The sequence below is a fragment of the Nocardioides sp. GY 10127 genome, from assembly GCF_004919085.1.
Taxonomy (GTDB): domain Bacteria; phylum Actinomycetota; class Actinomycetes; order Propionibacteriales; family Nocardioidaceae; genus Nocardioides.
The window spans coordinates 277308-300766 of sequence record NZ_STGL01000007.1; the positions used below are offsets into that span (position 1 = coordinate 277308).

Annotated in this window: 19 protein-coding genes; 10 read left to right on the forward strand and 9 right to left on the reverse strand. The window is 74.5% G+C overall.

The annotated features are described in order from the left end of the window. The first annotated feature begins 23 nt into the window (after positions 1-23). Together E8D37_RS13710 and E8D37_RS20125 are read left to right on the forward strand one after the other, a co-directional pair. Positions 24-983 carry a bifunctional riboflavin kinase/FAD synthetase gene (locus tag E8D37_RS13710; protein ID WP_136570329.1) on the forward strand — a complete coding sequence of 320 codons (960 nt, stop codon included), beginning with the start codon at positions 24-26 and terminating at the stop codon, positions 981-983. Beyond that, complete coding sequence (locus tag E8D37_RS20125; RefSeq protein ID WP_206055748.1) at positions 980-2851, forward strand: hypothetical protein; 1872 nt, start codon at positions 980-982, stop codon at positions 2849-2851. Before E8D37_RS13710 ends, E8D37_RS20125 begins: the two co-directional genes overlap by 4 nt. 116 nt (positions 2852-2967) lie before the next feature. Here the strand turns inward: E8D37_RS20125 and E8D37_RS13725 are convergent, their stop codons facing one another. The 4 genes from E8D37_RS13725 to E8D37_RS13740 form a co-directional block, all read right to left on the reverse strand. Then, on the reverse strand, positions 2968-3225 hold the full coding sequence (locus E8D37_RS13725) for an HPr family phosphocarrier protein (protein ID WP_136570330.1): 258 nt from the start codon (positions 3223-3225) through the stop codon (positions 2968-2970). 111 nt (positions 3226-3336) lie between these two features. Then, entirely contained in the window at positions 3337-5379 is a 2043-nt protein-coding gene (locus tag E8D37_RS13730; RefSeq protein WP_136570331.1) for a fructose-specific PTS transporter subunit EIIC, read from the reverse strand. Continuing rightward, entirely contained in the window at positions 5372-6340 is a 969-nt protein-coding gene (locus E8D37_RS13735; protein WP_136570332.1) for a 1-phosphofructokinase family hexose kinase, read from the reverse strand. The genes E8D37_RS13730 and E8D37_RS13735 overlap by 8 nt, the downstream gene beginning before the upstream one ends. After that, positions 6337-7134 (reverse strand): DeoR/GlpR family DNA-binding transcription regulator, encoded by a 798-nt coding sequence (locus E8D37_RS13740; RefSeq protein ID WP_240770421.1) that lies wholly within the window; start codon positions 7132-7134, stop codon positions 6337-6339. The genes E8D37_RS13735 and E8D37_RS13740 overlap by 4 nt, the downstream gene beginning before the upstream one ends. Before the next feature lie 150 nt (positions 7135-7284). Here E8D37_RS13740 and ptsP point away from each other — a divergent pair, with 150 nt between their 5' ends. The 6 genes from ptsP to E8D37_RS20585 all read left to right on the forward strand — a co-directional run bounded on the left by ptsP (position 7285) and on the right by E8D37_RS20585 (position 18053). Beyond that, complete coding sequence (ptsP, locus tag E8D37_RS13745; protein ID WP_136570333.1) at positions 7285-8952, forward strand: phosphoenolpyruvate--protein phosphotransferase; 1668 nt, start codon at positions 7285-7287, stop codon at positions 8950-8952. Positions 8953-9114: 162 nt separating this feature from the next. Next, the gene (locus E8D37_RS13750) at positions 9115-9360 is read left to right on the forward strand and encodes a DUF6458 family protein (RefSeq protein WP_136570334.1); all 246 of its coding nucleotides are present in this window, start codon (positions 9115-9117) and stop codon (positions 9358-9360) included. Between the two features lie 267 nt (positions 9361-9627). After that, the gene (gene rpsO / locus E8D37_RS13755) at positions 9628-9903 is read left to right on the forward strand and encodes a 30S ribosomal protein S15 (RefSeq protein ID WP_136570335.1); all 276 of its coding nucleotides are present in this window, start codon (positions 9628-9630) and stop codon (positions 9901-9903) included. A gap of 284 nt (positions 9904-10187) precedes the next feature. Continuing rightward, entirely contained in the window at positions 10188-12419 is a 2232-nt protein-coding gene (locus E8D37_RS13760; RefSeq protein ID WP_206055749.1) for a polyribonucleotide nucleotidyltransferase, read from the forward strand. Between the two features lie 157 nt (positions 12420-12576). Then, on the forward strand, positions 12577-13884 hold the full coding sequence (locus tag E8D37_RS13765; protein WP_240770422.1) for a pitrilysin family protein: 1308 nt from the start codon (positions 12577-12579) through the stop codon (positions 13882-13884). A gap of 200 nt (positions 13885-14084) precedes the next feature. Beyond that, a complete protein-coding gene (locus tag E8D37_RS20585) occupies positions 14085-18053 on the forward strand; it encodes a DUF11 domain-containing protein (RefSeq protein WP_136570336.1) in 3969 nt (1322 codons plus the stop codon). 82 nt (positions 18054-18135) lie between these two features. Here the strand turns inward: E8D37_RS20585 and E8D37_RS13775 are convergent, their stop codons facing one another. Further along, complete coding sequence (locus E8D37_RS13775) at positions 18136-18651, reverse strand: class I SAM-dependent methyltransferase (protein ID WP_136570337.1); 516 nt, start codon at positions 18649-18651, stop codon at positions 18136-18138. A 173-nt stretch (positions 18652-18824) separates the two neighbouring features. Between E8D37_RS13775 and dapB the strand changes: the two genes are divergently transcribed. Next, positions 18825-19562 (forward strand): 4-hydroxy-tetrahydrodipicolinate reductase, encoded by a 738-nt coding sequence (gene dapB, locus E8D37_RS13780; RefSeq protein ID WP_240770463.1) that lies wholly within the window; start codon positions 18825-18827, stop codon positions 19560-19562. 312 nt (positions 19563-19874) lie between these two features. Here the strand turns inward: dapB and E8D37_RS20130 are convergent, their stop codons facing one another. Genes E8D37_RS20130 through E8D37_RS13795 form a run of 3 tightly spaced genes read right to left on the reverse strand, consistent with a single transcriptional unit; the run spans position 19875 to position 21485 of the window. Beyond that, the gene (locus E8D37_RS20130; protein WP_206055750.1) at positions 19875-20180 is read right to left on the reverse strand and encodes an AzlD domain-containing protein; all 306 of its coding nucleotides are present in this window, start codon (positions 20178-20180) and stop codon (positions 19875-19877) included. After that, positions 20177-20926 carry an AzlC family ABC transporter permease gene (locus E8D37_RS20135; RefSeq protein ID WP_136570340.1) on the reverse strand — a complete coding sequence of 250 codons (750 nt, stop codon included), beginning with the start codon at positions 20924-20926 and terminating at the stop codon, positions 20177-20179. The genes E8D37_RS20130 and E8D37_RS20135 overlap by 4 nt, the downstream gene beginning before the upstream one ends. Continuing rightward, the gene (locus tag E8D37_RS13795; protein ID WP_136570341.1) at positions 20919-21485 is read right to left on the reverse strand and encodes a GNAT family N-acetyltransferase; all 567 of its coding nucleotides are present in this window, start codon (positions 21483-21485) and stop codon (positions 20919-20921) included. Before E8D37_RS13795 ends, E8D37_RS20135 begins: the two co-directional genes overlap by 8 nt. 70 nt (positions 21486-21555) lie before the next feature. Between E8D37_RS13795 and E8D37_RS13800 the strand changes: the two genes are divergently transcribed. Then, complete coding sequence (locus E8D37_RS13800; RefSeq protein ID WP_136570342.1) at positions 21556-22566, forward strand: aldo/keto reductase family protein; 1011 nt, start codon at positions 21556-21558, stop codon at positions 22564-22566. A 72-nt stretch (positions 22567-22638) separates the two neighbouring features. Here the strand turns inward: E8D37_RS13800 and E8D37_RS13805 are convergent, their stop codons facing one another. Then, complete coding sequence (locus E8D37_RS13805; protein WP_136570343.1) at positions 22639-23226, reverse strand: DUF3043 domain-containing protein; 588 nt, start codon at positions 23224-23226, stop codon at positions 22639-22641. Between the last annotated feature and the right edge of the window lie 233 nt (positions 23227-23459).

Below are 23459 nucleotides of genomic sequence, written 5' to 3' on the forward strand. Positions count from 1 at the left end.
GCACGGGCAGTAGGGTGGCGGGCGTGACGCTGTGGCGATCCCCTGACGACCTGCCCGCCGACCTGGGGCGCACCGCCGTCGTCATCGGCAACTTCGACGGGGTCCACCTGGGCCACCGCCAGGTGCTGGCGCGTGCCCGGCGGGTGGCGGACGAACGGGGCCTGCGCCTGGTGGCCCTGACCTTCGACCCGCACCCCATGGCCGTCCTCAGGCCCGAGCACACGCCGGTGGCCCTCACGGACCTCGCCCAGCGCGCCGAGCTCCTCGAGGCCGCCGGGGCCGACGACGTGGTGGCCCTGCCGTTCACCCGCGACACCGCGTCCTGGTCGCCCGAGGAGTTCGTGCAGCGGGTCCTCGTCGACGCCCTGCGCGCGGCCGCGGTCGTGGTGGGGGCCAACTTCCGCTTCGGCAGGCGGGCCGCCGGCGACGTCGCCCTGCTCGCCGCCTACGGGGCCGGGCTGGAGGCGGACGCGCGGTTCACCGCCGAGGGCATCGCGCTGGACGGCGGCCCGCAGGTGTGGTCGTCCACGTACGTGCGCACCTGCCTGGCCGCGGGGGACGTGGCGGGCGCGGCGGAGGCCCTCGGCCGCCCGCACGGCGTCCGCGGCGTCGTGGTGCGCGGCGACCAGCGCGGTCGCGAGCTCGGGTTCCCCACGGCGAACGTGCCCGTGCCGGCCACCATCGCGGTGCCGCCGGACGGGGTCTACGCGGGCTGGATGAGGGCCCTGGACGGCGACCGGGCGCCCTGGCCCGTCGCGATCTCGGTCGGGACGAACCCCACCTTCGCCGGGGTGCGCGAGCGACGTGTGGAGTCCTACGTCCTGGACCGGACCGACCTGGACCTGTACGGCCTCGAGGTCGAGGTGGGCTTCGTGGAGCGCCTGCGGGGGATGGTGGCGTTCACGACGGTCGAGTCCCTGATCGAGCAGATGCGTGACGACGTGGTTCGGACGAGGCAGATCCTGGGTACGCAGGAGGGGTGACTCCCTCTCCTTCCCACGACGACCGACCCGACCGCGGCGGCCTGTCCTCCCTCGACGAGCTCCTCGACGGGCCCCTGCCCGACCGGGCTCCCGAGCCGGAGGAGGCGAGCGACACGGCCGACGACCGGCCCGCCGAGGAGGCGCCGACCGCCCAGCTGCCGGTCACCCCGGCCGAACCGGTCGGCTCCGACGAGCCGGTCGCCGTCGAGGAGCCGACGGAGACCGTCACCACCCCGGACCCGCTCACCGACCCGCTGCCGGCAGCGCAGGCCGAGCCCCTGAGTGATCCGCTGAGCGATCCGCTGAGTGATCCCCTGAGTGATCCGCTGACTGATCCGCGCAGCGACCCCGCGGCGACCACCGCCGCGATGCCCGACGCGGGACGCACCGAGCCCCTGCCCACGACGGGCGCGGTCAGCTCGCTGGGCGCCGCGCCGCGCGCGGTGCCGCCCGAGCCGGCGCCCGCACAGCCCGACGCCCCGAGCGGCCCCCCGGCGGTCCCGGACCTGCCCCGGGCCGGGAGCCCCACCGGAGCCTCCGGGCGCCGGGCCGCGGAGCCCGGCACCGGCGCTGCAGCCGGTGCCGCAGCCGGTGCCGCCGCCGGCGCGGCCGCAGTGGCCGGCTCGGTGGCGGGCTCGGTGGGCCCGGCGTGGCAGTCGGTCCGCGCCGGCCTCAAGCACTCCCAGGAGCGGGTGGGGCAGGGCGTGGGCCGTGCCGCGGCGGCGGCCTCCGCGGCGACCTCGGCCGCCGCCGCGGGTGCCCGCCGCCGCACCTCCGGCGCTGCCCCGGAGCAGCCCGCGTGGACCGACCCGGCGCTCAAGGGACCGCTGGCGGCCGCGGACCGGTGGTTCGAGGCCCACGGGCTGCCCTACTTCGTCCCGGAGCGGCGGGCCCAGGTCCGGGCCGGGCTGCAGCGCCGCACGGTGCTGCTGCGGCTCGTCGTGGCCGTCCTGGTCTCGGCCGTCGTCGGTGTCGGCCTCGCGTCCCTGACCGACCAGGCGAGCACCGCCCCGGCGGTGCTGGTGGCCGGGGTCGGCGCCGGGGCGCTCTGGTACACGCTCACCGTGCTCCACGCCGGTCCGGTCGTGCGCTGGGCCGGACGGCGGACGGTCGGCAACGTGCGGCACCTGCTGCCGCAGCTGACCCGCGCGCTCCCGCTGCTCCTCGTCTTCGTGACGTTCCTGTTCATCAACGCGGAGGTCTGGCAGCTCTCGGCGGCCCTGTCCGGGGGTGCGCTGTGGCTGACGGTGGTGCTCTTCGTCGTCCTGGCAGTGGGCTTCCTCGCGGTCCGACTCCCGGAGGAGGTCGACCGCCTGGACGACGCCGTGGACGAGCGCTTCCTCTCCCGGGCCTGCACCGGGACGCCCCTGGCCGAGCCGTGCGCGGAGCTCCTCGCCGAGCGGGAGCCGGGCAGCCCGCGCGACCCGGTCGCGCACGCCCAGGTCAGCGGCTTCGAGCGGGCCAACCTGGTGCTGTTCCTCGTGGTGCTCCAGGCGGGGCAGCTGCTGCTGCTGGCCGGGCTCGTCTTCGTCTTCTTCGTCCTCTTCGGGGCGATCACGATGGACCCGTCGGTCCAGGCGGCCTGGACCCAGTCGGACGTCGCGGCGGTCCCCCTGCTGAGCAACCTCAGCGTCCCGCTCGTGAAGGTGTCCCTCTTCCTGGGTGCCTTCTCGTTCCTCTACCTCGCGGTCTCCACGGTGACCGACGAGAGCTACCGCAGCCAGCTGCTGGGCCTCGTGGTGCGCGAGCTGGAGCGTGCCGTGGGCATGCGCGCGGTCTACCTGGCCCTGCGGGCGCGGGGCACCGCGCCGGACCGCGACGCGGCGTCGTCCACGGACGTGACGCCCACGGAGCCCGGCCTCGCCTGAGACGCAGCACGCCGACTCCCGGGGGATCGCCTCGGGAGCCGGCGTGGCTCAGGGGTGCTGCTGCGGGGGCCGGTCGGGGCGGCACCGCGGTGGGCCGGGACGGCCCACGGGGTGGTTCAGGCGTCGAGGTCCTTGGCGACCATCGCGGCGATGGCGGCCACGTCGGCCTCGTTCTCGCCGGAGACCTCGACGGTGTCGCCGCACGAGGCGCCGAGCGTCATGATCAGGAGAGCGGAGCTGGCGTCGACGGGCTCGTCGCCCGGCACGCCGATGAGGACCTCGGAGTCGAGCTCGCCGGCGGCCTCGGCGATGAGGCCGGCGGGGCGGGCGTGGAGGCCGACGCGGGAGCCGACGGTGACGGTGGTGCTGGCCATGGGTATCTCCTTGAACGGGTCTGGTGCAGGTGCGGTGCGGCCGGCTGTGCGAGCCCGGCCGTGGAGCGGTGGTGGGGCGCCGGGTCGGCGCCCCACCGGGGAGCGGGTCGCTCAGGCGACGGGCTCGGGCCGCTTCCAGAGGGTCTTCAGCGCGATGACCGCGGCGGCCGCCACGATCGCGCCGACGACGATGGCGAGGATGTAGCCGAACACGTTCGTCACCGCGAAGAGGACGAAGATGCCGCCGTGCGGGGCACGGACGCCGACGCCGAGAGCCTCGGACAGGCCACCCGCGACCGCGGAGCCCAGCATGATCGAGGGGATGACGCGCAGCGGGTCGGCCGCGGCGAACGGGATGGCACCCTCGGTGATGAAGGAGGCGCCCAGCAGCCAGGCCGCCTTGCCGTTCTCGCGCTCGGCCACGGTGAAGAGGCTCTTGCGGACGACGGTGGCGAGCGCGAGGCCCAGCGGCGGGACCATGCCGGCGATCATGACGGCGGCCATGAGGCGCAGCTCGGGGGCGTCGGAGGCCAGGGTGGCGGCGGAGCCGATGCCGGCGACGGCGACGGAGTAGGCCACCTTGTTGAGCGGGCCGCCCATGTCGAAGGCCATCATGAGGCCGACCACGACGCCGAGGATCACGGCGGAGCCGGTGCCCATGGAGTTGAGGCCGTCGGTGAGACGGTCCATGACCCAGCCGAGCGGACGGTTCACGACCGCGACCATCACGAAGCCGATGACCAGGCTGGTGACCAGCGGGATGATGAGGACCGGCATGAGGCCGCGCAGCCAGTTCGGGGTGCGCAGGTTGGCCAGCCACAGGGCGAGCACACCGGCGAGCACGCCGCCGACGATGGCGCCGAGGTAGCCCGAGGCCGGGGCCGAGACGCCGTCGGCGTTGGCGACGCCGAAGACGTTGATGGCCAGGCCGCCGGCGACGAAGCCGGGGGCGATGCCCGGGCGGTCGGCGATCGCGTAGGCGATGTAGCCGCCGAGGGCCGGGATGAAGAAGACGAACGCCGTCTTGCCCAGGACGAAGAAGATCGCGCCCAGGTAGGCCATGAGGCCGGAGTCGAAGAGGACGTGGGTCAGGCCCAGGGACGCCGGGTCCGGCAGGTTGAAGATGGTGTTGTCCACCATGATCGTGCCGTAGGCGTTGGTGATGTCGTAGCCGCCGAGCAGGAAGCCCAGCGCGATGAGGAGACCGCCCGCGGAGACGAACGGGATCATGTAGGACACGCCGGTCATGAGGACGCGGCGGGTGCGCTGGCCCCAGGTCTCGTTGTCGGTGCCGGCCGAGCTCGAGCCGGTCGCCACGGAGCCCTCGACGCGCGGGGCGTGCGGGTCGGCGGCGTTGCGCAGCGCCTCGGCCACCATGCCGTCCGCGTCGTCGATCGCGCGCTTGACGCCCGCGGAGACGACCGGCTTGCCGGCGAAGCGGGCGCGGTCGCGCACCCCGACGTCCACGGCGAAGATGACGGCGGAGGCCTGCTCGATGACCTGCGGGTCCAGCGGCGTGGTGCCGGCGGAGCCCTGGGTCTCGACCACGAGCGGGACGCCGGCCTTCTTGGCGGCCGCCTCGAGGGCCTCGGCCGCCATGTAGGTGTGGGCGATGCCCGTCGGGCAGGCCGTCACGGCGACCAGGCTGCGCGGGGCGGCCGGGGCGGCAGCAGCGGCCGCGGCGGGAGCGCCACCGGCCGGGGCGGGCGAGACGACGTCCATGATCGCGGCGGCAGCGGCCTCGGGGGTCGCGGCGTCGCGCAGGGCGGCGGTGAACTCCGGGCGGACCAGGGCGCGCGCGAGCTTGGTGAGCAGCTGCAGGTGGGTGGCCTCGCCACCGTCCGGCGCGCTGATCAGGAAGACGAGCTGGGCCGCGCCGTCCTTGGCACCGAACTCCACCGTGGGGGAGAGGCGGGCGAAGGCGAGCGTGGGCTCGGAGACGCCGGTGGTCCGGCAGTGGGGGATCGCGATCCCGCCGTTGAGACCCGTCGGCGAGGTCGACTCCCGGGCCAGCGCGTCCTCCGCCAGCTGGTCCACGTCGACCGCGCGTCCGGCCTCACCGACGATGCGGGCCAGGGCCCGGATCACTTCGGTCTTGTCCGAGCCCAGGTCGGCGTCGAGCCGTACCAGGGCCGGGGTGATCAGGTCAGACATTTTCACCCTCCTGGGTGGGGGACAGCTCGCGGACGGCGACCAGGTCCGGATGGACCTGGTCCGGCCGCGGGATGGTGGTGCCGGGCAGGCCGGCTGCCGCGCTGCCGTAGGCCACGGCGAGCGCGAGTCGGTGGGCCGGGTCGAGACCGCGGAGGTCGCCCAGCAGGTAGCCGAACAGGCTGGAGTCTCCCGCACCGACCGTCGAGACGACAGTCGTGGGCGGGGGAGAGGCGTGCCAGGCGCCGTCGCCGGTGACGAGCACCGCGCCGTTCCCGCCGAGCGTCGCGAGGACGGCGTGCACGCCGCCGTCCAGCAGGGTGCGGGCCGCCTTGGCGGCGGCCTCCGGGTCGGCCTCGAGCTCCTCGGCGTCGCCGCCGGTGAACTGGGCGAGCTCGTCGCCGTTGGGCTTCATCAGGTCCGGGGCCGTCGTCGCGCCCAGCCCCTCGACGAGCGCCACGAGCGGCGCGTCGGAGGTGTCGACCGCGACGCGCAGCCCGGCGGCGTGCAGCCGGGCGACGAGCCCGACGTACCACTCGGCGGGCGTGCCCGGCGGCAGGGAACCGGCCAGCACCACCCAGCCGGCGGGGTCGGCGACCTCCTCCAGCCGGGCGGCGAGCGCCTCGAGCAGCGCCGGGGTGGACGCCGAGCCGGGGCTGTTGAGCTTGGTGGTGGTCCCGTCCGGCTCCGTGACGGTGATGTTCACGCGCGGGCTCGGGCCGGGCACCGGGCGGGCGTCGATGCCGGCCGCCAGGAGCTCGGTGACGAACGCGTCCTCGGCCGGGGCCGGGAACACCGCGACCGTCGGCACCTGGGCGCTCACACAGGCCCGGGAGATGTTCACGCCCTTGCCGCCGGCCTGGGACGAGGAGCCGGTCAGGCGCAGGACGGCGCCGCGCTCGAGCTCGCCGGCCAGGACCACGGTCCGGTCGGTGCTGGGGTTGGGGGTCAGGGTCACGATCATGCGCGCACCACCTCGAGGCCGGTCTCCGCCAGGGTCGCGAGGAACGACTCCGATGCTGCCTGGTCGGTGACGAGGGTGTCCACGTCCTCGAGGGACGCGAACCGGACGGTGGCCTCGACGCCGAGCTTGCTGGCGTCGGCCAGGACGACGACCCGGCGGGCCGCGGCGACCAGCGCACGCTTCGCCGCAGCCTCCTCCGGGTCGGGGGTGGAGAGACCGTGGTCGACGGTGAGGCCGTTGGTGCCGATGAAGGCGACGTCGACGCGCAGCCGCTCCAGGGAGCTCACGGTGTCGGGGCCGACGGCCGCCTGCGTCGTGCCGCGGACGCGCCCCGGGAGGAGGTGGAGCTCCACCGAGGGGTGGCTCGCGAGGCGCGAGGCGACGGAGACCGAGTGCGTGAACACGGAGATCGGCAGGTCGCGGGGGATGTGCTGGACGATCCGGGCCGTGGTCGAGCCGGCGTCGACGAGGACGGTGCCGCCCGGGGGCGGCAGGAGGTCCACGGCCGCCGCGGCGATCCGGTCCTTCTCGTCGGTGCTGGCGTTGTCGCGCTCCGAGAGCGCGGCCTCGATCACCGCCAGCGAGGTCGCCGGGACGGCGCCCCCGTGGACCCGTCGGACCAGGCCCATGCGCTCGAGCGCGGACAGGTCGCGGCGGACGGTCTCCGTGGTCACGTCGTAGGCCTCGGCAAGGGCCGCGACGGACAGCCGACCGCGTTCGGCGACCAGCTGCGCCATGGCCTGCTGGCGCTCCTCGGCGTACACGACGGTCTCCTCCTCGTTCGGTGTGGGCACGCGCCGGAGCACGTGCGGGCGGGGTTCCCCGGTCGTGGCCGGGGGATGATGAGGACCCGGTTGCTGTGGCCGCGGTCACCATCTGTGTTTGTGTTGTTTTATGCCCGAGTCTGTTTGACTGTCAAGTGCTGAGCGGTCTACCTTGTGAGCATGCTCACCGTCACCGGAACCCCGGTCGTCCCCGGCCTGGCGCACGGCCCGGTCCTGCTCGTCCGCACGGAGATCAGCGCCGCTGCCGTCGCCGCCTTCGAGGCGGCCCCCGCCCTCGACCCGGAGGACGCCCTGGCCGCCTACGACCAGGCCGCCTCCCTCGTCGCCGAGGGGTTCGAGAAGCGCGCGGCCGAGGGCTCGGGCGCTGCTGCCGAGGTGCTCACCGCGAGCGCCGGCCTGGCCCGCGACAAGGGCCTGCGCGGTGCCGTCCGCAAGCAGCTGCGCGCCGGCACGTCGCTGCTCCCCGCCGTCCACGCCGCCATCGAGCAGTTCGCCAGCGTCTTCGAGCAGATGGGCGGGCTGATGGCCGAGCGGGTCACCGACCTGCGCGACATCGAGCGCCGCGTGACCGCCCGCCTGGTGGGGGAGTCGGAGCCCGGCGTCCCCGTGCCGGACGTGCCCTCGGTGCTCGTCGCCGAGGACCTCGCGCCCGCCGACACCGCGGGCCTGGACCCGCGCCTGGTCGTGGCCCTCGTGACCGAGAAGGGCGGCCCGACCAGCCACACCGCGATCATCGCCCGCCAGCTGGGGCTGCCGTGCATCGTGGGTGCCCAGGGTGCGCAGGACCTGGCCGCGGGCGTCCGCGTGCTCGTCGACGGGGCCTCCGGCGTCGTCGAGGTGGAGCCGGACGCCGACCACGCCGCCAAGCGGGTCGCGGACGACAAGGCCGTCCGTGCCGAGGTCGAGAGCTGGACCGGGCCGGGCCACACCGCCGACGGCGAGCCGGTCAAGCTCCTCGCGAACGTCGCCGACGGCGAGTCCTCGGCCCGCTCGGCCGAGGCGCCCGTGCAGGGCGTGGGGCTGTTCCGCACCGAGCTCAGCTTCCTCAACCGCACCGAGGAGCCCTCGGTGGAGGAGCAGGCCCAGATCTACGCCGACGTGCTGCGTCCCTTCGCGGGCCGTGGGCACGTGGTCGTCCGCACCCTCGACGCCGGCTCCGACAAGCCGATCGCGTTCGCGACCCACGAGGGCGAGGAGAACCCCGCCCTCGGCGTCCGCGGTCTCCGCCTCGCCTTCGACAACCCGGGCCTGCTCGAGCGTCAGCTCGACGGCATCGCCCGGGCCGCCGAGGAGACGGGCGTGGAGACCTGGGTGATGGCGCCCATGGTCGCGACCGTCGCCGAGGCGGCCGGCTTCGCCGAGCGCGTGCGCGAGCGGGGCCTCAAGGCCGGCGTCATGGTCGAGGTCCCCTCCGCGGCCCTCCTGGCGCACCGGATGCTGGAGGTCGTCGACTTCCTCTCCATCGGCACCAACGACCTCACGCAGTACGCGATGGCGGCCGACCGGATGGCGACCGACCTCGCGCACCTCACCGACCCGTGGCAGCCCGCGGTGCTCCAGCTGATCGCGATCACGGCGCACGCCGGCGCCGAGGCGGGCAAGCCCGTCGGCGTCTGCGGCGAGGCCGCGGCCGACCCGCTGCTGGCCTGCGCGCTGGTGGGCATGGGTGTCACGTCCCTGTCGATGGCCGCCGCGGCCGTGAAGCCCGTCGGGGCCCAGATCGGGCACGTGACGCGCGCGCAGTGCGAGGAGGCGGCCGAGGCCGCCCTGGCCGCGACCGACCCGGGCGAGGCCCGCGACGCGGTCCGCCGCATCGTCCTGGCCTGACCTCCTGCGGGAACGCCCAGGTCGGACGGGGCTGAGAGGCCGGCCTACCCGAAGGGGTGGGTGGGTCCTCGGTGGTGCGGGGAAACGTCCCTCCAGGCAGGCATGGGGATGCCGCCCGGGGCGCGAGAGTCGCGCCCGAGCCTGGAGAAAAGGACACACACCATGGGTTACGGACTCGGAGCTTTCCTCGTCGCGGTCGGCCTCATCCTCGCGCTGGCCGTCCAGGACACCATCAACGGCGTCGACACCACCATGATCGGCTGGATCCTCTTCGTGGTCGGGCTCGGCGTCGTCGTCCTCACGGCCGTGACGCTCAACCGCAGCCGCGGGGTCACCTCGAGCACCACCACCACGCACTCCGACGGCAGCCAGACCACCACCGAGCGCCGCACGAGCAACCACGCCTGACCGCTCGTCGCGCGCGCTGGGCGGGCCACGCACGCAGCAGCGGAGCGTGCCGCACGCGCCGCGGGCACGTCAGAGGGCCGCCGGGGACACCCCCGGTGGCCCTCCACTCTTTTCACCTGCCCTGCCGTTCCCGCTCGATTTCGGGCCAGCCCGACGCCGGGATAGTCTCTTCCGGTTGCCGTCTAACGGCCGCGGACCAGTAGTGCCCGGGTGAACAGGCCCCGGCGCGCCGCGCAACGATCGCCCCCAGGGCGGAAGGAGACTCGCATGTCGGTCGGTACCGATGCTGAGACCAAGAAGAAGATCATCGCCGAGTACGCCACCACCGAGGGCGACACCGGCTCCCCCGAGGTCCAGATCGCGCTGCTCACGCACCGCATCGCCCACCTCACCGAGCACCTCAAGCAGCACAAGCACGACCACCACAGCCGTCGTGGCCTGCTGCTCCTCGTGGGTCAGCGCCGTCGTCTGCTCAACTACCTGAACAAGACCGACATCTCGCGCTACCGCTCGATCATCGAGCGGCTCGGCCTGCGCCGATGACGCACCCGTCGTGACGGGAGGGCGGTCACCCGGGACCTCCGGGTGGCCGCCTCGTCACTTTTCGTGGGTGCTGGCACTAGGCTGGCCCCGTGCCGGCCTCCGTGCCGCGCACGACTGAACCACGCACCACTTCATCCAGGAGCGACCCGCACGCCTGTGCCCGGTCCTCGGTAGTGGCCCTCAGAGCCGCGCGAGCCTCAGCCCGCGCCGACTGCGGGCCTCGATCGAAGACCGGCCCGAGCGGGACGCCGCGGATCGCTCCGCAACACCGACAAGGACCACTCTTGACCGAGTCCACCACGGCTGAGCCCGTGATCTCCGCCGTCGAGACCGTCATCGACAACGGCTCGTTCGGCACCCGCACCGTCAAGTTCGAGACCGGCCTGCTGGCCCGTCAGGCCGCCGGCTCCGTCACGGCCTACCTCGACGACGAGACGATGCTGCTCTCGGCGACCACCGCCTCCAAGCAGCCGAAGGACCACTTCGACTTCTTCCCCCTCACGATCGACGTCGAGGAGCGGATGTACGCCGCGGGTCGCATCCCCGGCTCGTTCTTCCGTCGCGAGGGCCGTCCGTCCGAGGACGCCATCCTCACCTGCCGCCTGATCGACCGCCCGCTGCGCCCGACCTTCAAGAAGGGTCTGCGCAACGAGGTCCAGGTCGTCATCACGGTGATGGCCCTCGAGCCCGACACCCCGTACGACGTCCTCGCCATCAACGCGGCGTCGATGTCCACCCAGCTCTCCGGCCTGCCGTTCTCCGGCCCGGTCGGCGGCGTGCGCGTGGCCCTCATCGACGGCCAGTGGGTGGGCTTCCCGACCCACAGCCAGCTCGAGAACGCCGTCTTCGACATGGTCATCGCCGGCCGCGTCACCGAGACCGGCGACGTCGCGATCATGATGGTCGAGGCCGAGTCCACCGAGCAGACGTGGGACCTCGTCAAGGGCGGCGTCCAGGCGCCGACCGAGGAGATCGTCGCGGGCGGCATGGACGCCGCCAAGGTCTTCATCAAGCAGCTGTGCGAGGCCCAGATGGAGCTCGCCAAGCAGGCCGCGAAGCCCGTCGCCGACTTCCCGGTGTTCCTCGACTACTCCGAGGACGTCTACGCCGCCGTCGCCGCCGCCGTCTCCGAGAAGACCGCTGCCGCCCTCACCATCGGGCCGAAGCAGGAGCGCGAGGAGAAGCTCGACGAGATCAAGGCCGAGGTGCTCGACACCCTCGGTGCTCAGTTCGAGGGCCGCGAGAAGGAGCTGGGCGCCGCGTTCCGCTCCCTCAACAAGGAGCTCGTCCGCCAGCGCGTCCTGCGCGACAAGGTCCGCATCGACGGCCGCGGCCTCGCCGACATCCGTCCGCTGCACGCCGAGGTCGGCGTGATCCCGCGCGTGCACGGCTCCGCCCTGTTCGAGCGTGGCGAGACCCAGATCCTGGGCGTCACCACCCTCAACATGCTGACCATGGTGCAGAAGCTCGACACGCTCTCCCCGGAGACCGAGCGCCGCTACCTGCACAACTACAACTTCCCGCCGTACTCCACCGGCGAGACCGGGCGCGTCGGCTCCCCGAAGCGTCGCGAGATCGGCCACGGCGCCCTCGCGGGCCGGGCGCTCATGCCCGTCCTCCCCACCAAGGAGGAGTTCCCCTACGCCATCCGCCAGGTCTCCGAGGCCATGGGCTCCAACGGCTCCACCTCGATGGGCTCGGTCTGCGCCTCGACCATGTCCCTGCTCCAGGCCGGCGTGCCGCTGCGCGCGCCCGTCGCGGGCATCGCCATGGGCCTCATCTCCGGTGAGGTCGACGGCCAGACCCAGTACGTGGCCCTCACCGACATCCTCGGTGCCGAGGACGCGTTCGGCGACATGGACTTCAAGGTCGCCGGTACCTCCGAGTTCGTCACCGCCCTCCAGCTCGACACCAAGCTGGACGGCATCCCGGCCGAGGTCCTCGCCGCCGCGCTGACCCAGGCCAAGGACGCCCGCCTGGCGATCCTGGACGTGATGGCCGAGGCCATCACGGTGCCCGAGGAGATGTCGGTGCACGCGCCGCGCATCATCACGGTCAAGGTCCCGGTCGACAAGATCGGCGAGGTCATCGGCCCGAAGGGCAAGGTGATCAACCAGATCCAGGACGACACGGGCGCCACGCTGTCCATCGAGGACGACGGCACGGTCTACATCGGTGCGACGAACGGCGAGGCCGCCGAGGCCGCCCGCGCCGCCGTCAACGCGATCGCCAACCCGACCATGCCGGAGATCGGCGAGAAGTACCTGGGCACGGTCGTCAAGACGACCAACTTCGGTGCCTTCGTCTCGCTGATGCCGGGCAAGGACGGCCTGCTGCACATCTCCAAGCTGCGTGGCCTGGCCGGTGGCAAGCGCGTGGACGCCGTCGAGGACGTCGTCTCCGTGGGCCAGAAGATCCAGGTGCAGATCGCCGAGATCGACGACCGCGGCAAGCTCTCCCTCGTCCCCGTGGTCGAGGAGGCCGCGGCCGAGGAGGAGACCTCCGAGTCCGAGTGACGTGACGCGTGCGGCCCCGCGGGGCCGCACGCCTCCCGCCTCCACCGCTCGCCGCGCCCTGCCCGACCCGGGTGGGGCGCGGTGGCGTTTCCCGGGGCCCCGTGGGGCCCCGCCCCGATCCCGTCTTCCCGCCCACGTCCCTCGAGGAGAGCGCCGAGTGACCAGCACGACCCGCCCCGCCACCGACCCGACCGGCCCGACCGAGGGCCTGACCGGTCTCGTGCGCCGCACCGTCCTGCCCGACGGGCTGCGGGTGGTGACCGAGCAGATGGCCGGCGTCCGTTCCGCCAGCATCGGGGTGTGGGTGAACGTCGGCTCCGCCGACGAGGACGACGTGCTGCACGGGTGCAGCCACTTCCTCGAGCACCTGCTCTTCAAGGGGACCGCCCGGCGCAGCGCCCTGGACATCTCGGTGGCCCTCGACGAGGTCGGCGGCGAGTTCAACGCCTTCACGGCCAAGGAGATGACCTGCTTCCACGCGCGGGTCCTGGACGTCGACCTGCCGCTCGCCGTGGACGTGCTCGGCGACATGCTCACCGCCTCGCTGCTCGAGCCCGCCGACGTCGACGCGGAGCGTGACGTCATCCTCGACGAGATCGCCATGCACGACGACGACCCGGACGACGTGGTGCACGACCTGTTCGCCGAGCTGGCGTGGGGCGCGCGCACGCCGCTCGGTCGCGGCATCGCCGGGACGGTGGAGTCGATCGAGGCCCTGACCCGCGACCAGGTCGAGCGTTTCTACCGCACGCACTACCGCCCGGCGACCACGGTGGTGGCGGTCGCGGGGAACGTGGACCACGACGCGGTGGTGGAGCTCGTGGCGGCGGCGTTCGAGGGCTACGGGCCCGGCGGCGCGGTCGAGGAGCCGGTCAGCCGGCTGGCCACGGGGGCACGCGTCCCCGTCCACGCGGGGCGAGCCCACGTGGAGCGTCCGTTCGAGCAGGTCAACCTCGTCCTGGGGATGGAGGGGCTGCGCCGCGACCACCCCGACCGCTTCGCGCTCGGGGCGCTCACCACGGCACTGGGCGGCGGCACCTCGAGCCGCCTGTTCCAGGAGGTGCGCGAGCGCCGGGGCCTGGCGTACTCGGTCTACTCCTTCTCCAGCCACCACGCGGACAGCGGTCTCGTCGGGGTCGGGCTGGGCTGCCTGCCGGAGCGGCTGGACGGTGCCCTGGACGTGGTCCGGGCCGAGCTGGTGAAGGTCGCCGAGGGCGGGCTCACGGAGGAGGAGCTGCGTCGGGGGCGCGGGCAGCTCCGCGGCGGGCTGGTGCTCGGCCTCGAGGACTCCGGCTCCCGCATGTCGCGCCTGGGCAAGGCCGAGCTCGTCCACGAGCGCTACCTCCCGGTCGAGGAGGTGCTGTCGCGGATCGAGTCGGTGGACGTCCACGACGTCGCGCGGGTCGCCGCCGAGGTGCTCCGCGGCGAGGAGATCCTGGCCGTCGTCGGCCCCGGCCGGGCCTGAGGCGCCGGTCTGGTCCGGTGATGCCCCCGGGGGTTCCGGGGGTGTGGCCAGGGTCGGGTGCCCCGTGGGGTACCGCCTCCTCGTCGAGCTCCTGACCTGCGGGAACGGCGTCTTCACAAACGTTTACAACTTTGAGGACCGTCGTCCTCTCAGTCCCCTGTGCGCACCGCCGATCCGGGCGGAGACCGCCAGGAGGGCACATGACGCAGGCAGGGACGCCCGCAGGACCCGAGCAGCACCCCGAGCACGCCCCGGAGCACGCGCCGGAACCGGCCCGACACCGGGCGCTCCGGCGCGCCCGCCTCCTGCCCGCGCCCGCCCCCTCGGCCCTCCTGCGCGGACCCCGCCGAGCCCGCCGAGCCCGCCGGGCCTCGTCGGGGGAGCCCCCCCTGGCCCGCGGCGCCCGCCGGGCCGTCGGCTCCGTCCTCGCCGTCTCGCTCGCCGTCGCCGTGCTCGGCGGCTCGCTGGCGGCGGTCACCCGCGCCGGCCTCCCCGACCCGTCCCCGGTCGAGGTCGCCCCGGCCGCGGCGACCTCGTGCCCCGGCACCGTCAGCCTCACCAACGGCGACTTCGAGAAGCCCGTGCTCAGCGCCGGCGGGCTCGTCATCACCGACCAGAGCAACGTGCCGGGGTGGAGCACCACCGCTTCCGACCACGCCATCGAGATCTGGAACGACGGCCACGAGGGCTACCACGCCGCGCAGGGCAAGCAGTGGGCCGAGCTCAACGCCAACATGGTCTCCTCGCTCTACCAGGACGTCGCCACCACACCGGGGCAGACGCTGCGCTGGCAGCTGCTCCACTCCGGGCGCCTGGGCACGGACACGATGGCGGTGCAGATCGGTGCCCCGGGGGCCGGCGTCCAGCAGGCCCAGTTCAGCGACCCGGTCGCCTGGAACGAGCACAGCGGCGTCTACACCGTCCCGGCGGGGCAGACCACGACCCGGTTCTCGTTCGTCTCGATCAGTGCGGCCGGCGGCAACATCAGCGTCGGCAACTTCCTCGACGCGATCTCCTTCGGCACCGCGGCGTGCCTCGACACCACGATGACCGCCACGACGCCCGCCGGCGACGGCACCGCCAACGTCGGGGACACCGTCACCTACCGCATCACCACGACCAACGACGGCGGCAACCCCGCCGACGCCGTGCTCCTGGCCAACCCGCTGCCGACCGGCCTCACCTTCGTTCCCGGCTCGCTGCGGGTCACCACGAGCTCGGGCACGACGACGATCTCGGACGCCTCGGGCGACGACGCGGGGGAGTACCTCTCCGGGTCGCGGACGGTCCGCGTCCGGCTCGGCACGGGGGCGAACGCGACCGTCGGCGGGGAGCTGGCCCCCGGGGCCTCCCGCGTGGTCACCTACCAGGCCGTCGTCGCGGCGGCGGCCGCGGGGACGACCGTCGTGGACGACACGGACGTCACCTTCTACGACGACCTGGCCGCCGGGACGCTCACCTCGACGAGCGGGGAGGCCTCCGTCGTGGTGGCCCCCTCCGCGGACCTCACGGCGGCCCTGAGCCGGAGCGGCGCCGCGGTGGCCGGGACGACGAGCACCTGGCTGCTCGACGTGGGCAACGACGGCCCGAGCGACGCCACGAACGTCACGGCGTCGCTGACGGTGCCCGGCTCCCTCACGGGTGTGGCCGCGTCCGCGACCGGTGGTGGTTCCTGCGTCGTCACGCCCGGCACCCCGACCTCGGTGACCTGCACCTGGCCGACGGTGGCCGCGGGCGTCACGCGGACGGTCACCCTGACCGGTGACATCGCGCCGACCGCGTCGGCGGGCACCTCGTTGGGCTTCTCGGCCTCGGTGACCAGCGACGTCCACGAGACCGACACCAGCGACAACGTGGCGAGCCACACCTCGGTCGTGACCACGTCGGCGGACCTGACGGTCTCGCTGGTGGCGAGCCCCGACCCGGCGGTGGCGGGTGACGACGTCACCTACACCGCGACCGTGACGAACACGGGGCCGTCGACCGCGCGGTCCGTGGTGCTCACCGGGGCGGTGCCCACGGGCTCCACGTTCGTCTCGGCCTCCGTCCCCGGCGGCACGTGCACCCACCAGGTCGGCAACGACACGGTCGAGTGCGCGCTCGGCGACCTCGGTGCCGGCGCCTCCGTGGTGGTGACGATCGTCCACACCCTCGACTCCGCCGGCACCGGTGCCGTCGACGCCTCGGTGGCGGTCACCTCGTCCACCTCCGACGCCGATCCCTCCGACAACACCGCCTCGGTGAGCACGGCGGGCGCGACGTCCGCCGACGTGCACGTCACCCTCGACATCGCGGCCACGACAGGACGTCCGGGCGACAGCGTCCCCTACACGCTCACCGTCACCAACGACGGACCGTCGGCCGCGCGGAACGTCTCCTTCAACACCGTCGTCCCGGCCGGGATCACCATCGTCCGGCCCGCGAGCCCGTACTGCTCGGCGACCGCGTGCACGATCCCGCTGCTGCCCGCGGGCGGTGACGTCGTCATCGCCGGCACCGCCGACCTCGCGGCGGGGGCCGACGTCGGCAGCTTCACCGCCGGCACGACCGCGGTCGCGTCCACGCCCGACCCGGACGGCTCGAACAACTCCGACACCGTCGCCTTCGACATCGTCCTGGACAGCGACCTGGCGGTCTCGCAGGACCTCACGGGCCCGGGCGGGGCGGCTGACGCCGTCGCCGGGCGCGCGCTGGGGATCACCACGACGGTCGAGAACGTCGGCGCCACGCGCGCCGAGGACGTCGTGCTGCGCCTCCCCGTCGCCGCGAACCACGCCGTGCCCACCGTCACGGACCCCGACGGCGGCACCTGCTCCTTCACCGGCACCGACAGCGGGGGCATCGCCACCTCCGGCGGCACCGTCGTGTGCCAGCGGGCGGTGCTGGCCGCCGGCGCGACCTGGACCGTCGTCCTGGACACCTCCGTGCCCGCCTGGTTCGACGCGGCCTCGCTGGACGTCGGTGCCCGGGTGGCCACCGACTCGGACGCGACGCCCGGCAACGACACCGTGGACGCCACGATCGCAGTGAGCCAGGTCGCCGACCTCGGGCTCGACCAGACCGGCCCGAGCGCGGACCAGGAGACCGGGACCACGGCCGAGCTCACCCTGGTGCTGACCAACGACGGCCCCTCGGACGCCCACGACGTGGTCGTGGGGGAGCGCACCGGGCCCGGGCTCGTCGTCACGGGCGGCGTGGTCGACACCGGCAGCTTCGACGACGCCACCGGCGAGTGGAGCCTTCCCCACCTGGAGGCCGGGGCGACGGCGACGGCCACGCTGTCGGTCCGCGGCTACGTGCCCGGCACGTACGACAACGTCGCGGTCGTGCTGGCCAGCGACTCCCAGGACCCCGACGCGAGCAACGACTCGGCCACGGCGACGACGACCTGGGTGGCCCCCGCGGTCGTGACGCCGACGGTGACGGTCACCGCGACGGAGACGGCGACGGAGACCGCGACGGCGACCGAGACCGCGACGGCGACGGAGACCGCGACGGCGACGGCGACCGCGACGGCCACCGAGACGGCGACGGAGACCGCGACGGCGACGGCGACCGAGACGGCGACGGCGACCGCGACGGCCACCGAGACGGCGACGGCGACCGCGACGGCGACGGCGACCGCGACCGCGACGGCCACCGAGACCGCGACCGCGACCGCAACGGCCACCGCGACCGCCACCGCGACCCGGACGGCGACCCGCACGGCCACCGCGACGGCGACGGCCACCCGCACCACCACCCGCACGGCGACCGAGCACGTCACCGTGACGGTGACCCCGGAGGCCGGTCAGACGGTGACGGTGCCGGGGGCGACGGTGACCCGCACGCGCACCGTGACGCTCACCGACCTGGTGACGCGGACGGCGAGCAGCGTCGTCACCCGCACGATCGCCGGCGACGCCGTCACCGTGATCGTCGGGGCGGGCGCGGAGGCGACCGACCAGGTGGCCGGCCCGCTGGCGCCGGACGACGACCTCGAGGCGGACCTCGAGCACCGCAGCGGCCACCACCACGAGTGCCACCACTGGTGGATCTGCCTGCTGGTCCTGCTGCTGGTGCTCCTCCTGGCCTGGTTCACCTACCGCCGCCTGCGCAGGCGCTACCTCGACGCCCGCGAGCGTCGCGAGCAGGCCGCCGGGGCCCCGACGGACGGCGAGTCCGACTGACGGGCACGGCGGCCCGGGTCGACCCGGGCCGCCGCTCCGGTCGGGGTACGGGTCGGGGCGCGGGTCGGTGTGGGGGCGCGGCTCAGCGGCGGCCGATGACCCCGACGCAGGCCGGGACCTTGCGCTGCACGACCTGGGTGCGGAAGCCGGCGGCCGCCAGGGCGGCGGTGGTCTTCTCGACCAGCTCGGGGACCTGCTCGGGGCGCGTCGCCTCGTAGTAGACGTAGATGCTGCCGCCGGGCAGGAGCCGCTCGTGCAGCAGCGCGACCTCGTCGGCGCAGTCGCGCACCCAGAAGAGGTTGACGTTGAAGGCGTAGACCTTGGTGAGGCGCTTGACGGGCACCCGCAGCGTGGCCAGGTCGATCTGGCGCACGGTGAGGCGACCGGTGTCGAGGAATCGGGCGCAGCGTCGCTTCGTCCGGTCCACGCCGGACTCCGACCGGTCGATCGCGAAGAGCTTGCCGGTCTCGAGGCGGGAGCAGATCAGCTCCGCGCCGTAGCCCGGTCCACAGCCGATCTCGAGCACGTGGTCGTCCGGCTGGACGTCCATCAGGTCCACCGACCAGCGGATCCGGGCAGGGATCGTCTGCAGCACCATGGGACCAAGATTGCCAGAAGACGCCGCACGACAGCGCGCCAGGTGGGGCGGTCTCGTGTCCGGGCCGTCGGTCGGTGGCCGACCGGACGGTGTGCAAGGCTTCCGGAGTGAGCGCGAGCGAGACCTCCCAGAGCACCCCGGCGGCCCCCGACGAGGGGAGCGCTCGCCCGCGTGTGGCCGTCCTGGGAGCGCGGGGACGGCTGGGTTCCGCGATCTGCGCGGCGCTGCGGGCCGGGGACGACGTGGACCTGGTCGCGGAGGTCGGCTCCTCCGACCCGCTGAGCACGGTCGTCGACGCCGGCGCGGAGGTGGTGGTGGACGTCACGACGCCCGACGCGGTGATGGCCAACCTCGAGTTCTGCGTCTCCCACGGCCTGCACGCCGTGGTCGGCACCACCGGGTTCGACGCCGACCGGCTCGCCACCCTCGAGGGCTGGCTCGCCGACGCCCCGGGCGTGGGGGTCCTGCTGGCCCCCAACTTCTCGGTCGGCGCCGTCCTGATGATGCGGTTCGCCGCGCAGGCCGCCCGGTTCTACGAGTCGGTGGAGATCGTCGAGCTGCACCACCCGGGGAAGGCCGACGCGCCGTCCGGCACCGCCCGCCGCACCGCGGAGCTCGTGGCGGCGGCCCGCCGGGAGGCCGGTTGCCCGCCGATCCCCGACGCCACCACCTCCTCGCTCCCCGGGGCCCGGGGCGCGGACGTCGACGGGATCCGCGTCCACGGCCTGCGCATCCGCGGGATGGTGGCCCACCAGGAGGTCGTCCTCGGGGCCGAGGGGGAGACGCTCACCCTGCGCCACGACTCCTTCGACCGGTCCTCGTTCGTGCCGGGCGTCCTCGCGGGCGTCCGTGCCGTGCCGGGGCGTCCCGGGCTCACCGTGGGCCTGGAGCACGTGCTCGACCTCGACTGAGCCCTCCCCGGCGCACGGCCCGGACCGCAGGAGTCTGCATCTTTGTGCGATGCGAGAACCTGCGCCAGTCGTGATCTTCCCGGCGGGCCCGACCCGCTGACATCGTTTCCCACGACCCCCCGGAGCCGTCTCGGGTGCCCCGGGGGGACGGACCTGCCGGCGGTCCACCGCGCACCAGCGCGGAGGACCGCCGCCCAGCTGCCGGCCGACTCGTCCCCGGCCGGCGGACGAGGTCGGCCTGCGTCCCACCCCCGTGACGCCGGCCGACCTCGTGCACCCTGAGCCCCCCCCGGGAGGTCCGGGGCCCAGCGCTCAGAGCAGGCGCAGCACCGCCGCGGCGAGCGCGGCGCCCGCCACGACGACGAGGAACGGCGCGCGCACGAGCAGCAGGAGCGCGGCCACCCCCAGGCCGGCCAGCCGGGCGTCCAGGACCAGGCGGGGGCCGTCGCCCACGCTCTGCACCGCCACCAGCGCGGCCAGCAGGGCCACGGGGAGCAGCGCGGCCACGGCGGCCACCCGTGGGTTGGCCAGGACGCGGGGAGGCACCGAGACGCCGGCCACCTTGAGCAGCCAGCAGCCGAGCGAGCCGGCCAGCACCGCCAGCCAGGCGGCGGTCACGACCCCGCTCCCGGGTGGGTCCCGGCTTCGGCGCCGGCGGGGGCGCCGGCGGGGGCGTCCGGCGCGGGACGCAGGAACCCGACCAGCAGTGCCACCCCACCGGCCGCCAGGACGGGCACGCCCGCCAGCGTGACGGGCACGAGCCCGAGGGCGACGGCGGCCGCGCCCAGGGCGACGAGGCGGGTGGTCGTGGTGGTCAGCCGGGGCCACAGCAGGCCCAGGAACGCGGCGCCCACCGCGGCGTCCAGCCCGAGGGTGCGCGGGTCCGACCACGGCGAGCCGGCCAGCGCGGTGCCGGCGACGGCCCCCACCAGCGTGAACAGGTTCCACAGGACGAACACCGACAGGCCGGTCACGAGGAAGGCGAGCCGCTCGTGGCCGCGGGAGGACGGGGCCGTGGCCATCGCCGTGGACTCGTCGATGACGAGGTGCGCCCCGGCGACCCGGCGCAGGCCGCGCCAGCCCAGCAGCGGCGCCAGGCGCAGCCCGTAGAGCGTGTTGCGCGTGCCGAGCAGCAGGGCGGTGGCCGCGGCGGCCCCGGCCCCGCCGCCCGCCCCCAGCACCCCGACGAGGGCGAACTGCGAGGCCCCGGTGAACATCGCCAGGGAGAGGGTGCAGGTCTGGGCCACGCTCAGGCCGCTGGTGACCGCGACGGCCCCGAAGGAGACGCCGTACGCGCCGGTCGCGACGCCGACGGCCAGCCCGTCGCGCACCACTGCCCGGCGCGCGCTGCGGGTCTCAGTCACCGGGGTCGGCCAGCGACGTGTGCAGCCGCACCTGCTTGAGGGCCACCCCGCCGCCGACCGGGTCGAGCTCGCGGTGGGCGCCGTCGGGCCCCCAGCCGGTGGGGACGAGGAACCCGCGCAGGGCGTCGTCGCCGGCGTCCACCCACTGCACCGCCCGGCCGAACCGGTCCGCGCGCAGGGTGTCGACCGCCGCCTGGAGCAGGCGCGAGCCGTGCCCGCGGCGGCGCTCCGCCGCCGCGACCACGAGCTCGACGACCTCGCCGTCCCTCCCGGGGTCGCAGTCGGGGTCGCTCGCCGGGGCGGTGACCACCAGACCCACGGGGCGGTGGCGCTCCAGCGCCACGAGCGTGCGGTGCCGGGCGTCGCGCGGGCGGGCCAGCGTCTCGGCCCACGCGGCGGCCGCGGCGTCCTCCGCCTCCGGGCCCGACGGCACCGCCTCCGGCGGCAGGACGCCGGCGAACCGCTCGGCCCACGCGCGCAGCTGCAGACGGGCCAGGGCGGCGGCGTCGTCCGCCCAGGCCAGGCGGACCGAGACGTCGGCGGTGGGGGAGGAGGCCATGCGCGGCATCCTGCCAGCCGCGTGACCGCGGCCACCCGCTCGGGTCGTGGTGCCGGGTAGCGTCGCGGCCATGGAGATCCGCAACCTCGGTGCGAGTGGCCTGAAGATCTCGGCCATCGCGTACGGCAACTGGCTCACCCACGGCTCGCAGGTCGAGGAGGACGCCGCCACCGCCTGCGTGCGGCGCGCGCTCGACGAGGGCATCACCACCTTCGACACCGCCGACACCTACGCCAACACCGCGGCCGAGAGCGTGCTCGGCCGGGCGCTCAAGGGCGAGCGGCGGGAGGGGCTGGAGATCTTCACCAAGGTCTACTGGCCGACGAACGAGATGAAGCACAACGACTCGGGGCTCTCGCGCAAGCACATCAGGGAGTCGCTCGACGCGTCGCTGCGCCGGCTGGGCACCGACTACGTCGACCTCTACCAGGCGCACCGCTACGACGACGAGACGCCGCTGGAGGAGACGATGCTGGCCTTCGCCGACGCCGTGCGGGCCGGCAAGGCGCTCTACATCGGCGTCTCGGAGTGGACGGCGGAGCAGATCCGCGCCGGTGCCGCGCTGGCGCGGGAGCTGCACGTGCCGCTCGTGTCCAACCAGCCGCAGTACTCGATGCTGTGGCGGGTCATCGAGTCCGAGGTCGTGCCCGCGAGCCTGGACGAGGGCCTGGGCCAGATCGTCTGGTCACCGCTCGCCCAGGGCGTGCTCACGGGCAAGTACCGGCCCGGCGAGGCCTGGCCGGCGGGTTCGCGGGCCACGGACGCCAAGGGCGGCGCGGACATGGTGGCCCGCTGGCTCGACGACGACGTGCTCACCCGGGTGCAGCTCCTGCGCCCGCTCGCCGACCAGGCGGGGCTGACGATGGGGCAGCTGGCGCTGGCCTGGGTGCTCCAGAACCACGCCGTCTCGGCCGCGATCATCGGCGCGAGCCGCCCCGACCAGGTCACCGACAACGTCAAGGCAGCGGGCGTCCGGCTGGAGTCCGACCTCATGGCGGCCATCGACGAGGCGCTGGAGCCGGTGGTCGTGCGCGACCCGGCGCTCACGACGTCCCCGAAGCGGGCGGACCTGCTGGGCTGAGCCCGAGGGGGGAGGCACCGGCACGGCCCCGGGCGGACCCGGGGCCGTGGCCGGCGGCGGTGCCGCGTCGGGTCAGCGGTAGTGCTCGGGCAGCGTCGCGCCCATCTTCACCTGCGGCTTGGGCAGGCGCAGGAAGCGGACCTGGACGGCGCGGGTGATCGCGTACCAGGTCGAGCCCTTGATGGCGGACGAGCCGGGGAACCGCGCGTTGAGCTGCTTGTGCAGGCGGAACCGCATCCAGGTGAGGTCGAGGATCGCGAGCAGCAGCATCGCCATCACGATGGCGTTGCCGAGCAGCATCAGCGTCTCGACGCCGGAGTAGGTGAGCAGGATCGAGACCAGCAGCAGCGGCAGCATGATCTCGACGACCGAGAACCGGGCGTCCACGAAGTCGCGGACGAACCGCCGCTCCGGGCCCTTGTCGCGCAGCGGCAGGTAGCGCTCGTCGCCGGTGCGCATCGCCTCGCGCATTCGGGACTGCTGGTCGGCGCGGGCGGCGCGCTGCGCCTTCTTGTCGCCGGGGGCGACGGCACCGGTGGCCCGGGCGCGGGCCGCGGCCTCGGCCTCCTTGCGGGTGGGGGTCGGGCGACCCTTGCCACCCTCCTTGGGCTCGACCACGGGGGTCTCGGGGGTCTCGGTCTCGCTCTTGCGGCGGAACAACGCGGGCTCTCTCTCTTCTCGCGTGCGCGTGCGCGGGCGTGCTCACGAGGGGGAGTCCCCCGGTGCCCGGGGCACCAGGGTACGGGCGCGGTCCCGCGCGCGGGCAGGGCCGGTCGTCGCGCGGGCCGCGCGCACGGTGCCGGTGGGGTCCTGGCGGGCTTCCCCTGGCGTACCCGTCCTGCGCCGGGCGGGCCGGGTGACCGCTGCTCACGAGGGACGGCGGGCTCCTCGCC

Bases quoted from the DNA above. Each gene is read 5' to 3' on its own strand.
- E8D37_RS13725 (WP_136570330.1), bottom strand. From the start codon at position 3,225: ATGGCCAGCACCACCGTCACCGTCGGCTCCCGCGTCGGCCTCCACGCC.
- E8D37_RS13730 (WP_136570331.1), bottom strand. From the start codon at position 5,379: ATGTCTGACCTGATCACCCCGGCCCTGGTACGGCTCGACGCCGACCTG.
- E8D37_RS13735 (WP_136570332.1), bottom strand. From the start codon at position 6,340: ATGATCGTGACCCTGACCCCCAACCCCAGCACCGACCGGACCGTGGTC.
- ptsP (WP_136570333.1), top strand. From the start codon at position 7,285: ATGCTCACCGTCACCGGAACCCCGGTCGTCCCCGGCCTGGCGCACGGC.
- E8D37_RS13750 (WP_136570334.1), top strand. From the start codon at position 9,115: ATGGGTTACGGACTCGGAGCTTTCCTCGTCGCGGTCGGCCTCATCCTC.
- rpsO (WP_136570335.1), top strand. From the start codon at position 9,628: ATGTCGGTCGGTACCGATGCTGAGACCAAGAAGAAGATCATCGCCGAG.
- E8D37_RS20585 (WP_136570336.1), top strand. From the start codon at position 14,085: ATGACGCAGGCAGGGACGCCCGCAGGACCCGAGCAGCACCCCGAGCAC.
- E8D37_RS13775 (WP_136570337.1), bottom strand. From the start codon at position 18,651: ATGGTGCTGCAGACGATCCCTGCCCGGATCCGCTGGTCGGTGGACCTG.
- E8D37_RS13795 (WP_136570341.1), bottom strand. From the start codon at position 21,485: ATGGCCTCCTCCCCCACCGCCGACGTCTCGGTCCGCCTGGCCTGGGCG.
- E8D37_RS13800 (WP_136570342.1), top strand. From the start codon at position 21,556: ATGGAGATCCGCAACCTCGGTGCGAGTGGCCTGAAGATCTCGGCCATC.